At 37.2% G+C, this 13,352-nt stretch carries 11 protein-coding genes and 1 pseudogene; 11 read left to right on the top strand and 1 reads right to left on the bottom strand.

The genetic code is table 11. From position 1 onward, the window contains the following. Positions 1-143 precede the first annotated feature (143 nt). The 8 genes and pseudogenes from ACVRZD_RS05815 to cydC all read left to right on the top strand — a co-directional run bounded on the left by ACVRZD_RS05815 (position 144) and on the right by cydC (position 10,049). A complete protein-coding gene (locus ACVRZD_RS05815; protein ID WP_037626302.1) occupies positions 144-1,403 on the top strand; it encodes a S41 family peptidase in 1,260 nt (419 codons plus the stop codon). A 24-nt stretch (positions 1,404-1,427) separates the two neighbouring features. After that, positions 1,428-1,727: pseudogene (locus tag ACVRZD_RS05810) on the top strand (nucleotidyltransferase family protein); the annotation flags it as partial. Positions 1,728-1,939: 212 nt separating this feature from the next. Beyond that, complete coding sequence (locus tag ACVRZD_RS05805) at positions 1,940-2,839, top strand: prenyltransferase (protein WP_037626303.1); 900 nt, start codon at positions 1,940-1,942, stop codon at positions 2,837-2,839. A gap of 13 nt (positions 2,840-2,852) precedes the next feature. Then, a complete protein-coding gene (locus tag ACVRZD_RS05800; RefSeq protein WP_037626304.1) occupies positions 2,853-4,067 on the top strand; it encodes an NAD(P)/FAD-dependent oxidoreductase in 1,215 nt (404 codons plus the stop codon). Positions 4,068-4,147: 80 nt separating this feature from the next. Beyond that, positions 4,148-5,575, top strand: a complete 1,428-nt coding sequence (locus tag ACVRZD_RS05795) for a cytochrome ubiquinol oxidase subunit I (protein WP_037626305.1) — start codon at positions 4,148-4,150, stop codon at positions 5,573-5,575. After that, positions 5,575-6,600, top strand: coding sequence for a cytochrome d ubiquinol oxidase subunit II (gene cydB / locus ACVRZD_RS05790; protein WP_037626306.1), 1,026 nt, complete (start codon positions 5,575-5,577; stop codon positions 6,598-6,600). The genes ACVRZD_RS05795 and cydB overlap by 1 nt, the downstream gene beginning before the upstream one ends. Further along, the gene (cydD, locus tag ACVRZD_RS05785; protein WP_037626307.1) at positions 6,593-8,311 is read left to right on the top strand and encodes a thiol reductant ABC exporter subunit CydD; all 1,719 of its coding nucleotides are present in this window, start codon (positions 6,593-6,595) and stop codon (positions 8,309-8,311) included. The genes cydB and cydD overlap by 8 nt, the downstream gene beginning before the upstream one ends. Next, positions 8,304-10,049 (top strand): thiol reductant ABC exporter subunit CydC, encoded by a 1,746-nt coding sequence (cydC, locus tag ACVRZD_RS05780; RefSeq protein ID WP_037626308.1) that lies wholly within the window; start codon positions 8,304-8,306, stop codon positions 10,047-10,049. Before cydD ends, cydC begins: the two co-directional genes overlap by 8 nt. Before the next feature lie 27 nt (positions 10,050-10,076). Here the strand turns inward: cydC and ACVRZD_RS05775 are convergent, their stop codons facing one another. Then, the gene (locus ACVRZD_RS05775; protein WP_447450355.1) at positions 10,077-11,057 is read right to left on the bottom strand and encodes a polyprenyl synthetase family protein; all 981 of its coding nucleotides are present in this window, start codon (positions 11,055-11,057) and stop codon (positions 10,077-10,079) included. A 227-nt stretch (positions 11,058-11,284) separates the two neighbouring features. Between ACVRZD_RS05775 and ispE the strand changes: the two genes are divergently transcribed. From ispE to ACVRZD_RS05760, 3 genes are all read left to right on the top strand, one after another. Then, positions 11,285-12,139 carry a 4-(cytidine 5'-diphospho)-2-C-methyl-D-erythritol kinase gene (ispE, locus tag ACVRZD_RS05770; RefSeq protein ID WP_037626310.1) on the top strand — a complete coding sequence of 285 codons (855 nt, stop codon included), beginning with the start codon at positions 11,285-11,287 and terminating at the stop codon, positions 12,137-12,139. 66 nt (positions 12,140-12,205) lie between these two features. Continuing rightward, positions 12,206-12,649, top strand: a complete 444-nt coding sequence (locus ACVRZD_RS05765) for a zinc-dependent MarR family transcriptional regulator (RefSeq protein WP_037626312.1) — start codon at positions 12,206-12,208, stop codon at positions 12,647-12,649. Between the two features lie 3 nt (positions 12,650-12,652). Next, positions 12,653-13,351: a metal ABC transporter ATP-binding protein gene (locus tag ACVRZD_RS05760; protein WP_037626314.1), complete on the top strand. Its 699-nt coding sequence runs from the start codon at positions 12,653-12,655 to the stop codon at positions 13,349-13,351. The last annotated feature ends 1 nt before the right edge of the window (position 13,352 follow it).

Here is a 13,352-nt window from a genome sequence, read left to right as displayed (position 1 = left end):
TGGAAACCAGGTTTGGTTACAGTTTTTTTAAATAGTTACAAATTATTGCTAATTTGCCTTTAGATAATGATCAAATTTTTAATTGTTCGGCTACTATTAGTGTAATTATTGTATAATGAGGTATAGACAAAGCGAGGATAACCATGAAAAAAATAGATCTATTTAATGAAGTTGTTCGGATTATGGCTGAGGATTCTTCCACCATGAAGGATATCAAAGGGACTGATCCTGAGCAGTTTAGAGGTAACATCAGTGAGGCTATGCCCGAGGAAGACTTTTATTATTTAGTTCGTTCTTACTTAGCTTCTTTTGGTGTGATTAGTCATGTCAGCTTCAATAAAAAGCAAAGCCATTGGCCATTATTGCGACTACGCAAAACTGGAAATCACTTGTATGTCTTGGCTGCTGAAGCAGGCTCTAATTTATCAAAAGGTGATGAAATTGTTGTCATTGACGACATAACCATTGCTGATTTTTATCAGGGGCACCAAGAATTCTTCGTTAGTTCTACTGAGGAACGTCAGGCTCTGGACTGGGGCTATTTTGTCCGCGTAGCTAAGACCTTGTCTGTTAAACGTCAAGGCAAAATCTTAGAAACAACTTTCAATTCCAGCACAGCCATTGTGCCTAAAGAAGCTTTTGAAAGCAAGTGGTTAAATCAGGACACCTTTTATATGCGACTGGATAATTTCTTTATGGAAAAGGAGATCTCTGAATTATATGCTAGCTGTCAGGAGGCTTTGAGCGAGACACAAAATCTGATCATAGATGTTCGGACTAACCAGGGTGGCGCTGATTCTCTTTATTTTCCGCTGTTTGAATACACTTTGCCCCCAGAGCAGGGCTTCAAGGACATTGATAGTTTTGACGATTATCATATGGAGATTTTGTATACACCGTTTAATGTGCAAGCGCGTCTGAGTGACTTTCAAGAGCAGTTAGAAAATCCTGATATCAGTGCCGAGTCCCGTCAGATGATTGCTGAGTTTATACAAGAATTGGAAGCAAATGCTGATAAAGGCTATGTGGAATACCCAGGCGACTTGTCCGAGTTCTTACCTGAAGTTAAAGGTAAAAAGGAGAGCCCACAGCAGATTTACATTTTGACAGATGTCTATTGTGGCTCGTCAGGTGAATCCTTTGTTGAAATCATGAAACTAATGCCTAAGGTAACCGTTCTTGGCCGGCCAACACTAGGTATTTTAGACTACTCCAATTGTTGTTCAGTTGATTTTGGTGACTATACCTTAACCTATCCAACATCACGCAGTCAATCCCTAGATGCTGGCAAAGGGATGACAGACAAAGGGGTTGTCCCAGATATCCTTATCCCATGGACCAAAGAACATCTGGACGAAGATGTGGATTTGAAGGTTGTCATGGAAATGGTAGAAAAAAGCTAAGGCAGTTATTAATATGAGCAGACATTAGCTGTAGAGAAAGAAATCAAGGCTAATTATCCCACCTACAACTGGGAAGTTAAAAACGAGGTTTATATGCACGTGCATACTCTGGATGCTGAACCTTATCTGGATGCGCGTGATGCCATTTCCAAATTCCCTGAACGGTGCACAGCTATTGCCGCAAGGCTAGATGATGAGGGAGAATTAGAACTCTTTTTACCTTTTGGAGAAGAGGTCTTATTGAATTTTAGGATTTCTCCGACGCCCTTTTATCAGGAACATCCTGGCCGGATGGTTGATTCAATGGCCTCGCTTGGTGATTAGTGATTAACCCTATTGTTTATAGTTGTATAGGGGATGTGCTCAGGTTGTAGATATTATAATTATTAGAAATAAGTGACTGGGTAAGATGCCATATTTTGTATCATTCTAAAAAATTTAGCATATTGTGAATTTTATGGTTAAATTATTGGTGTAAATATACTTTTTACTTTATAATAGTAATGTTAAAGTATATTTAGAGGGTGGGATAGTCGATGACGCTTCCAATATTTTTGGAATTGGTTGAAATAAAGGCAAAAACAGCCAGTGTTTTACCATTTCTAATTGGTCTTCTCTTTAGCTATTATTACTATGATTCCGTACATCCACTGCTGATTATCTTATTTTTTATAGCTATGTTTGTTTTCAATATGTTTGTTGACATGTGGGATAACTACAATGATTATAAAAATGCACATAATTTAGCTTATCAGAAGGATACGAATATCATTGGTCGCGAAAACTTATCAATCCGCACTATTGAAAAATTGATGGCCCTATTCCTTGCAATAGCAGCAGGAATAGGTCTTCTGTTGATTTATATTGTTGGATGGCCACTATTGCTGTTAGGCATTTTTTGTTTTTCAGTAGGTGTTTTCTATTCATTTGGACCTAGGCCGCTGTCTAGTTTACCTTTGGGTGAATTTTTCTCAGGCTTTACAATGGGGTTTATGATTAGTTTGATTTGTGTTTATTTAAACACTTATGAAACATTTACTTGGGATATGAAAACCTTGGGAATGATTTTCTTCATTGCCTTACCCAATACATTATGGATAGCTAATTTAATGTTAGCCAATAATTTGTGTGATAAGGAAGAAGATGAAAGTAATCACCGTTATACCTTGGTTCACTATATTGGTATAAATGGCGGCTTATTACTTTTTAGTTTGGCTAATGGCTTAGCGTTAATAGCAATTGTTGGAGAAGTTTTACTAGGACTTGCGCCAATTACGGTTTTATTAACTTTGTTACTGATACCTTTTATCTACAAACAAAGCAAGTTACTCTGGCAAAAACAAGTTAAACAAGAGACATTTATTTGTGCAGTAAGAATTTTGGCCTTGGGTTCTGCGACTCAAGTCATCACTTACTTATTAGGAATTATTTTTTAGAGGGAGCATTTTTATGCAAGAAGTTTTAGTATTAGGTGCCGGTTATGCAGGGTTAAAAGCTGTACGTAACCTACAAAAGCAAGCTGGTGATTTCCATATTACCTTAGTTGATCGTAATGATTATCATTATGAAGCTACAGAGTTACATGAAGTCGCTGCTGGTTCACAACCAAAAGAAAAGATTAGTTTTCCAATTAAAGAAGTTATTGATGAGAAGAAAGTAACTTTCATTCAAGACAGTGTTGTTAAGGTTTATCCAGAGGCAAATACAGTTGAATTGGAAAAGTCTGGTACATTACATTATGATTATGTTGTTGTAGCTTTAGGTTTTCGTTCAGAAACTTTTGGAATTGCTGGTGCTGAAGAAAATGCGCTTCAAATGGTTGATATTAATACAGCTGATAATATTCACCGTCATATCATTAAAATGATGGAAAAATACCGTGAAACTCAAGATAAAAATTACTTGCGTCTCCTTGTTTGTGGTGCTGGTTTTACAGGTATTGAATTAGCAGGTGCGCTTGTTGATGAGAAAAAACGTTATGCTGAAATTGCTGGCGTGACTGCTGATCAAATTGAAATTATTTGTGTCGAGGCAGCAACACGTATTCTTCCAATGTTTGATGATGAACTAGCTAATCATGGCCTCGAATTAATTAAAAAACTAGGTGTTAACTTAATGCTTGGTTCAATGATTAAAGAAATTAAACCAGGTGAAGTTATTTATGTGACTAGCCCTGAAGAAAATGCGGAACGTTTATCTATTGCGGCAGAAACAATCATCTGGACAACAGGTGTAAGTGGTAGCAAAGTTATGGGTGAGTCTGGATTTGCAGAACGTCGAGGACGTGTTGTGATCAATGCTGACTTGCGTGATCCAAAATATGACAATGTGTATATCATTGGAGATGTCTCAGCATTAATTGACCCATCAAATAATCGTCCGTATCCAACAACTGCTCAAATTGCAACGCAAATGGGTGCATTTACAGCAGCTAATATTGTTCGCCAATTAAAAGGTGAAGCAACAAAAGATTTTTCTTATGACTCAAAAGGAACAGTTGCTTCAGTTGGTAATACCCATGCTTTTGGTGTGGTTGGTAAATCAATAAAAGTTAAAGGATATCCTGCTTCATTTATTAAAAAAGCAATTATGAACAAGTCACTTGTTGATATGGGTGGATTGAAAGAGCTCTTGGCTAAGGGACGTTTCGATTTATACCATTAAGATACTAACTATTGTTTTATTACTAGTCTTCCTTCTTGTTTTAATTAAGGAAGGTATTTATACAAATCGGAGGATTTTTTATGACTATTGAAACACTTGCACGTTTTCAATTTGCCATGACAACAATTTTTCACTTCTTCTTTGTTCCCTTTACAATTGGAACGTGTTTTGTTGTCGCAATTATGGAGACCTGCTATGTTGTCACCAAAAATGAGGAATACAAAAAGATGACAAAATTCTGGGGCAATATTATGCTCTTGAGTTTTGCGGTCGGAGTTGTTACAGGTATTATCCAGGAATTCCAATTTGGGATGAACTGGTCAGACTATTCTCGTTTCGTTGGGGATATCTTTGGAGCACCTTTAGCTATTGAAGCCTTACTTGCATTCTTTATGGAATCAACCTTCTTAGGTTTATGGATGTTTACTTGGGACAATAAAAAAATCAGTAAGAAAATGCATGCTGCTTTTATCTGGCTAGTTGTTTTTGGTTCATTGATGTCAGCGATGTGGATTCTGATTGCTAACTCCTTCATGCAACATCCAGTTGGCTATGAAGTTGTTAATGGACGTGCGCAGATGACTGATTTCTTTGCACTTGTGAAGAATCACCAGTTTATCTATGAATTTTCTCATGTTATTACAGGTGCAATCACTATGGGTGGTACTGTAATTGCTGGTATGGCTGCTTTCAGATTGTTGAAGAAAGACAGTTTATCAGAATCGACTCAAAAAATTTATCAAAAATCATTACGTCTAGGTTTACTTGTTACCTTAATCGGATCAATTTCTGTTATGGGTGCAGGTGACTTTCAAATGAAAGCTTTGTTAAACGACCAACCAATGAAATTTGCAGCTATGGAAGGTGATTACGAAGATTCTGGTGATCCTGCTGCGTGGACAGTTGTTGCATGGGCTAACGAAGCAAAAAAAGAACAAGTTTTCGGTATTAAAATCCCATATATGCTAAGTATCCTTTCCTATGGTAAACCTTCTGGTTCAGTTAAGGGTATGGATACAGCTAATAAAGAATTAGTGGCTAAATATGGTAAAGATAATTATTATCCTATGGTAAACCTCTTATTTTACGGTTTCCGTACAATGGCAGCATTTGGAACATTGATGCTAGGAGTATCTGTTCTTGGACTATTCCTAACACGTAAGAAAAATCCAATCCTGTTTAAACAAAAATGGATGCTTTGGATTGTTGCACTTACTACGGTTGCACCATTCTTATCAAATACTTTTGGTTGGATTATAACAGAACAAGGTCGTTACCCTTGGACAGTCTATGGCTTATTTAAAATCAAAGATAGTGTATCACCAAATGTTTCTGTGGCGTCACTATTTGTTTCAAATACTGTTTACTTCTTACTATTCAGTGGATTAGGTGCTATGATGGTTTACCTTGTTATCCGTGAATTGAAAAAAGGTCCAGAGTTTGAAGAAGAGCAGTTATTAACAATGTCACATACACTTGTTGATCCATTTGAGAAAGGAGCATACTAATGAGCGGTTTACAAATTTTTTGGTTCTTCCTTATTGGGGTACTCTTCTCAGGTTTCTTCTTTTTAGAAGGTTTTGACTTTGGGGTAGGAATGGCAGTTCAAACACTTGCTCATAATGAGGAAGAAAAAGACCAGATCGTGTCAACTATTGGCCCAGTTTGGGATGGTAATGAAGTTTGGTTGTTAACTGGTGGTGGTGCCATGTTTGCCTCATTCCCCTATTGGTATGCATCACTATTTAGTGGTTATTACTTAATCTTGTTAACTATTTTATTTGGTTTGATTATTCGTGGTGTTTCCTTTGAATTCAGACACAATGTGCCAAAATCTCAAAAACAAATTTGGAATTGGACCTTATCTATTGGCTCTGCCATTGTTCCATTTTTCTTTGGCGTCATGTTTATTAGTCTTGTGCAAGGAATGCCTTTAGATGCTAAGGCTAATATGACAGCTCAATTTGGAGATTACTTCAATATCTTCTCTCTTGTTGGTGGGGTAGCGATGCTCTTGCTATCATACTTACATGGTCTTAACTACATTGCTTTGAAGACTGAAGGTCCAGTTAGAGATCGAGCTAATAACTTTGCTCAGTTGCTTTACTATGTACTTTACCTTGGTTTAGCAGCCTTTGCTATCCTATTGTTCTTCCAAACAGACTTCTTTAGTCATCATACGGTAGCGACCGTTCTCTTGGTCTTGTTGATTGTTGCTTTAACAGTTTTTGCTCACGTTTCAAGTTTCAAAAAAGCTGAAATGCAAGCCTTCATTGCTAGTGGATTGACATTGGTAGCTGTTGTTGCCTTACTATTCCAAGGGTTGTTCCCGCGTGTTATGATTAGTTCAATCAGTTCGAAATATGATTTATTAATTCAAAATGCTTCATCATCACCTTATACATTGAAAGTGATGTCCTTTGTAGCTATTGGATTAGTACCATTTGTACTTGCATACACTGCTTGGGCATATTATATCTTTAGAAAACGTATTACATTGCCAGTTATTGTAACGGGGGAAAATAATGCTTGATAAAGCGGTAATGCGCTTGTCTGGTATTCATAAACTATTAGGATTGCTTGCGGGATTGGATTTCCTTCAAGCAATCTTTATTATAGGACAAGCCTATTTTTTAAGTAGTGTAATTACAGGCCTTTGGCAAGGACATCCTTTAAAAGCACAACTTTTGTCAATTATCTTATTTTTAATGTCTTATTTGGGTCGTCATGTCATTAATTATGTTAAAGATGACAGTTTGGACAAGTTTTCAGCAAAACATGCTAAGGAAATTAGAACGCAATTACTTGAAAAAGTTTTTGAATTAGGACCAAGTGTTGTTCAAGAGCAAGGGTCTGGAAATATGATTACCATGGCTTTAGATGGTGTTTCCTTAGTTGAAAACTATTTGCATCTTGTGCTTAACAAGATGATGAATATGACTGTGATTCCCATTATCATTTTAGCTTTTATCTATTACCTTGATATTGATTCAGGAATCATTTTAACCTTGGTATTTCCCTTGATTATTATTTTTATGATTATTTTGGGATTAGCAGCCAAGGCAAAAGCTGATCGCCAATATGCATCATATCAGATACTTTCGAATCACTTTTTAGATTCATTACGAGGAATTGACACATTAAAATTCTTTGGACTAAGCAAACGCTATGCCAAAAGTATTTATTCGACTAGTGAAACATTTCGAAAATCAACTATGTCGGCTTTACGAATTGGTATTTTATCAACCTTTGCATTGGATTTCTTCACGACTTTATCCATTGCAATTGTTGCTGTTTTTCTAGGCTTGCGTCTGATTAATCAAGAGATTTTTCTCTTTCCAGCCTTAACTGTTTTGATATTATCACCAGAATATTTTACACCTGTTCGAGATTTTTCAAGTGATTATCATGCGACCTTGGATGGTAAAAATGCTTTTCAAGCGATTCAAACAATCTTAACTAAAGAAAGTTTTAAAAAAGAACAGGTCCCACTTGCTAAATGGTCTGAAACAAGTCAACTGGTTTTAGATGATATTACCTTAGCATATGATAACAAGGACTTTATGAGGATTCCTCAATTACATTTATCTGGCTTCCAAAAAATTGGAATCATTGGTATGAGTGGCTCTGGCAAGTCAAGTTTGATTAATTTACTCAGTGGATTTTTAGCGCCAAGCCAAGGGCAGTTTGATTTAGATGGTCAAAAGCTTGCCAATATGGATCAGGATGATTGGAAGAAGCAGATGCTGTATATTCCCCAAAATCCTTATGTGTTTGAGATGTCACTTCGTGATAATTTGACTTTTTACACGCCAAATGCTAGTCAAGAGGACATCAATCAAGCGATTTCCGTGGTTGGTTTGGAAGAGTTGGTTACTGAGTTGCCTCAAGGTTTGGAAACTAAAATTGGTAATGGCGCAAGGCCTTTAAGTGGTGGACAAGCGCAGCGGATTGCTTTAGCGCGTGCTTTTCTAGATAAGGATAGAGGCATTATGCTTTTAGATGAGCCAAGTGCCCATTTGGATATTGAAACAGAGTTAGAGTTAAAAGAAAAAATGATTCCTTTGATGGCCAATCGTTTAGTTTTCTTTGCCACTCATCGTCTTCACTGGTTACAGCATATGGATCATATTTTGGTTATGGATCAAGGTAAGATTGTTGAAATGGGGCCTTACCCAGAGTTGATGGCTAAAAAAGGTCACTTATATAAATTGCAACATGCTATGGGAGGTTTTGATGACTAAAATACCTATTATTCAAGCCTTGGCAAGAGATACATGGGTCAAACCGTTTTTCAAACGTTATAAAAAATCATTGATGCTAGCTCTGTTTCTCGGTTTCCTCACTTTCTTTGCGGCCAGTGCCTTGATGTTTAATTCAGGCTACCTTATCAGTAAATCAGCTTCCTTACCAAGTAACATCCTTCTTGTTTATATTCCAATTGTTTTGACACGTGCCTTTGGAATTGGTCGTCCGATTTTTCGTTATATTGAGCGACTAACCAGTCATAACTGGGTTCTGAAGATGACGTCAAAGCTTCGCTTGAAATTATATGAAACTCTAGAAGAAGATGCAATTTTTCTCAGAAAGAATTATCGACTCGGAGATATCATGGGGCTCTTAGCTGAAGATATTAATCATATTCAGAATTTGTATCTACGGACTATTTTTCCAACGATCATTGCATGGGTGCTTTATGTCTTTTTGATTGTCGGGTTAGGCTATTTTAATGCTTTGTTTGCCCTCTTTGTTCTAATTTACTTAGGAGTTTTGGTCTTTCTTTTTCCTCTCTGGTCTGTCCTTGTAAATGGTGTCAGACAGGAACGGGAAAAACAATTGAAAAACCAATTGTATACGGACTTAACTGATAATGTTTTAGGGATTTCAGATTGGATTTTTAGTCAACGTGGCCAAGAGTATGTAGCCTTACATGCTACATCTGAAGCAGAACTGGCTACTGTTCAAGCTGAGATGAATCGATTTAACAATAAACGCAATTTTATTTTCCAACTGGCCTTTGCGATTTTAGCTGTTGTCACTTTGGTTTGGGCATCTTATCAATTTCCAGGTAAACATGGTGGAGCAGCTAACTGGATTGCGGCTTTTGTATTGTCTGTATTCCCGCTGATTGATGCTTTTGCAGGTTTATCATCTGCTAGTCAGGAATCTACTAGTTATGCCGATTCCGTAAATCGCTTAAATGATTTACCACAAATCTCTGCAGTTGAGATGAGTAATGACTTACCGACGGCCCCTTTTGATCTGAAGATAGCTGGCTTGAATTTCAATTATGCTGATTCTAACAAACTAGTCTTAGCCAATATTAATTTAGAGATAAAGGCAGGACAACGGTTAGCCATTCTTGGAAAGAGTGGTTCAGGAAAGAGTACTTTAGCAAGTTTATTACGTGGAGACTTGCAAGCTAGTTCAGGAACAATTACCTTATCTGGAATACCAGTTGCTAGCTTAGGTGAGAAAGTCTCAGATTACATTGGTGTTATTCAACAAGCACCCTATCTCTTTAATACTTCCCTCTTGAACAATATCCGTTTGGGTAATCATGAGGCTAGTGAAGAAGATGTTTGGGATGTGCTAGCAAAAGTTGGTTTAAAAGCAATGGTTTCAGCCTTGCCAAATGGTATCCATACCATGGTTGATGAAGCCGGTCTTCGTTTTTCAGGTGGTGAAAGACACAGAATAGCCTTGGCTCGTATTCTCTTGCAAGATACTCCAATCGTTCTTCTTGATGAACCGACAGTTGGTTTGGATCCAATCACTGAAAAGGCCTTGCTTGAAACAATCATGGAAGCACTAGAAGGAAAAACCTTGATTTGGATCACCCATCACTTGAAGGGAATCGAGAAAGCAGACCGTGTTATTTTCATTGAAGATGGTCAGATTGAAATTTCAGGTTCACCAAGTGACTTACTTGAAACCAATCTTCGCTATCAAAAATTAAAAGCCATTGATGATGGCAGATAAAAAGCAAAGGACCTGGTCCTTTGCTTTTTAAATATTTCGTTTTAAGAGTTCTTTTGTGACTTTTAAGAGTTGTTTTTGAGCTTTGATTTTTGGTAACTGTTCAATGTCTGCTAAAGCTTTTTGAGTGTAACTATTTGCTAATTCTTTAGCTTCTTTCACACCATCATTTGCCAGAACTAATTCTTTTACTTTTAGGCGATCTTCGAGAGTCATTTCTTTTTGCTTATCTAGTAAGGGTTTGAAAGCTGCCGGATCTTTTTTCATGGCTAATAGAAGTGGTAGACTATAAACACCGTTGCATAAATCTTCTAATACTGGTTTATTGAAGGTTTTAGGATCTGCTGTATAGTCTAAAATATCATCTAAAATTTGGAATGTCATTCCGATCTGATGGCCAATTCTACCAGCAAGGCTAACAACTTCTTGACTGGCACCGGCAAAATAGGCACCTTCTTGACTAGCTAATTTGAAAAGCTCTGCCGTTTTCCCAGAAATAGCTTTGAGGTAATCATCAACACTTTGTTCCTGGCTGAAGTAAAGTTCCATTTGCTCCAATTCACCAATGAGGATGTTTTTCATGGCTTTCGCATTGATGGTCATATAGGGTGAATCTTGCATGCTCTCGAGAATGAGTTCAAAGAAAATGGTGAAAAGAAAGTCTCCAGTATAGACGGCAACATCTTTGCCAAATTGTGTTTGAATAGTTGTTTGACCACGTCTTAGTGGGGAGTCATCAATGACATCATCGTGGATTAGTGTCGCCATATGGAGGATTTCTAAGGATGCGGCGATTTGGCGTAATTGGTCACGGTTTTCATCCTTCGCATTTCCAAATTGTGCGAAAAAAAAGAAAAAGGCTGGTCTCAGGTATTTTCCTCCGGCTGTGCTTAAGTCTATAATAGCCTTTTTTATTTCAGAGTTTTGGACGTCAGAGCGTTCACTGATTAACTCTACAACAGCATCTATTTCTTTTTGGATTTCTGGAAACTTGCTCCAATAACGTGACATTCTAGGGTTCTCCTTGTATACTTTTACTTCTCTATTCTACCTTAAATACAAAGTGATTGCTAGAATAATATTCACAAGAAGCCATTTGGAGGCTTGAGAATGTTGTTAGTGACTTGTTTTGCGATAGGTGATTATGGCAGTGGCCTTTAAATTGGAAAAGAATTCTTGAGTTTTTTACTAATATTGTGTATATTTTAAGATATATCAAAGAATAAGTGAGGGGTCTTATGGTATCGATTATTGAGAGAGCTCCTGCAAAAATCAATTTAGGTCTAGATGTACTAGGGAAACGTGATGATGGCTATCATGACTTGTCAATGGTAATGGTCAGTGTTGATCTGTGTGATTACATTACATTATCTGATAGGGATGACGAAGTTATTGTAGTCACATCAAATTCAACAAAAATGCCTGTCAATGGGAAAAATGACGTCTTTAAAGCAGCGCAATTGCTTAAAGATACATATGGCATTACCAAAGGTGTTTGTATTGATTTGGATAAAAAGATTCCGATTTGTGCAGGCATGGGTGGTGGTTCAAGTGATGCGGCTGCTACTATTAGAGGCCTAAGCAAACTTTGGCAATTAAACTTGAGTAAGCAGGACATGATTACTATTGGCAAACAAATTGGCAGTGATGTTCCCTATTGCATTGCAGGTGGTTGTGCATTAGTAGGTGGAATGGGTGAAAAAGTCGATTGCATAGAAGGAACCTTATCGTCTTGGGTTGTCCTGGTCAAACCTGAATTTGGTATTTCAACACGAACAGTATTTCCAGAAGTTGACTGTCAAGATATTTCGCGTGTTGATATTTCATCAATTGTAAAGGCATTAAAGGATGATGATTACCCTGCTTTGATTGCAAATATGGGCAATTCATTAGAAGATATTAGTATTGCAAGGAAACCATTTATTCAAAAAATAAAAGATAAGATGATGCTTTCAGGAGCTGATATTGCTTTAATGACAGGGAGTGGGCCAACTGTATTTGCTCTATGTAAAACGGAAAAACAAGCTAATCGTGTCGTTAATAGTCTAAAAGGATTTTGTAAGGAAGTCTATAAAGTTAGGACATTACAGTAGTTTCCTACCTTGCTTCTTTGAGTGCTTTTTGCTATAATTAACTGGTTAATAAAGGTGAGGTGTGTTATGGGGAAGTTAGAAAAGAAAATTGATAGCTTGGTTAATCAAATTTTGATGAAGGCTGAAAATCAACATGAATTATTATTTGGATCATGCCAAAGTGATGTGAAGTTAACAAACACGCAAGAACATATTTTGATGCTCTTATCGCAAGATAAATTGACCAATACAGAATTAGCTAAAAAATTAAACATTAGTCAAGCTGCAGTTACAAAAGCTATTAAAAGTTTAATCAAGCAAGGCATGCTGGCTTCGTCTAAAGATGCGGTAGATGCGCGTGTGACTTACTTTGAACTAACGGAGTTGGCAATGCCAATTGCTCATGAACATACACATCATCATGACCAAACACTCGATGTCTATAAGAGACTGCTTGAAAACTTCTCAACAGAAGAAGCAGTAGTCGTTGAAAAGTTCTTGACAGTTTTTGCCAAGGAATTAGAAAGGTAAAATTTGAGATATTTAACAGTTGAAAATCTCTCCTTCCATTACGAAAGTGATCCCGTCTTAGAGGGGATCACTTATCATTTGGACAGTGGAGAGTTTGTTACCTTAACCGGAGAAAATGGTGCTGCAAAATCAACTTTGATTAAAGCAACTTTAGGTATTTTGACGCCAAAAGTTGGTACTGTAACTTTTTCGAAAACGAACAAAGAAGGAAAAAAACTTCGAATTGCCTACCTACCACAGCAAGTTGCCAGTTTTAATGCTGGTTTTCCGTCGACTGTATATGAATTTGTTAAGTCAGGGCGTTACCCTCGAAACGGCTGGTTTAGACGTCTTACCAAGCATGATGAAGAACATATTAAAGCTAGTTTGGAATCAGTTGGCATGTGGGAAAATCGGAATAAGCGTATTGGTAGCCTATCTGGTGGCCAAAAGCAACGGGTTGTTATTGCTCGGATGTTTGCTTCAGACCCGGACATCTTTGTTCTGGATGAGCCAACTACTGGTATGGATAGCGGTACGACGGAAACATTCTATCAGTTAATGAATCATAGTGCCCATAAGCACGGGAAAGCAGTTTTAATGATTACCCATGATCCAGAAGAGGTTAAGGATTATGCAGATCGCAATATCCATTTGATACGTAATCAAGAACTTCCTTGGCGCTGTTTTAATGTACATGACCAAGAGAACAAGGAGGTTTAAG

Source organism: Streptococcus hongkongensis, from assembly GCF_053206145.1.
This window is presented reverse-complemented; position numbering and strand designations above follow the sequence as displayed.

What these genes read in the sequence shown, in the direction of transcription:
- cydD (WP_037626307.1), top strand. Translation starts at nt 6,593, where the DNA reads ATGCTTGATAAAGCGGTAATGCGCTTGTCTGGTATTCATAAACTATTA.
- ACVRZD_RS05805 (WP_037626303.1), top strand. Translation starts at nt 1,940, where the DNA reads ATGACGCTTCCAATATTTTTGGAATTGGTTGAAATAAAGGCAAAAACA.
- cydC (WP_037626308.1), top strand. Translation starts at nt 8,304, where the DNA reads ATGACTAAAATACCTATTATTCAAGCCTTGGCAAGAGATACATGGGTC.
- ACVRZD_RS05775 (WP_447450355.1), bottom strand. Translation starts at nt 11,057, where the DNA reads ATGTCACGTTATTGGAGCAAGTTTCCAGAAATCCAAAAAGAAATAGAT.
- ACVRZD_RS05765 (WP_037626312.1), top strand. Translation starts at nt 12,206, where the DNA reads ATGGGGAAGTTAGAAAAGAAAATTGATAGCTTGGTTAATCAAATTTTG.
- ACVRZD_RS05795 (WP_037626305.1), top strand. Translation starts at nt 4,148, where the DNA reads ATGACTATTGAAACACTTGCACGTTTTCAATTTGCCATGACAACAATT.
- ispE (WP_037626310.1), top strand. Translation starts at nt 11,285, where the DNA reads ATGGTATCGATTATTGAGAGAGCTCCTGCAAAAATCAATTTAGGTCTA.
- cydB (WP_037626306.1), top strand. Translation starts at nt 5,575, where the DNA reads ATGAGCGGTTTACAAATTTTTTGGTTCTTCCTTATTGGGGTACTCTTC.
- ACVRZD_RS05800 (WP_037626304.1), top strand. Translation starts at nt 2,853, where the DNA reads ATGCAAGAAGTTTTAGTATTAGGTGCCGGTTATGCAGGGTTAAAAGCT.
- ACVRZD_RS05815 (WP_037626302.1), top strand. Translation starts at nt 144, where the DNA reads ATGAAAAAAATAGATCTATTTAATGAAGTTGTTCGGATTATGGCTGAG.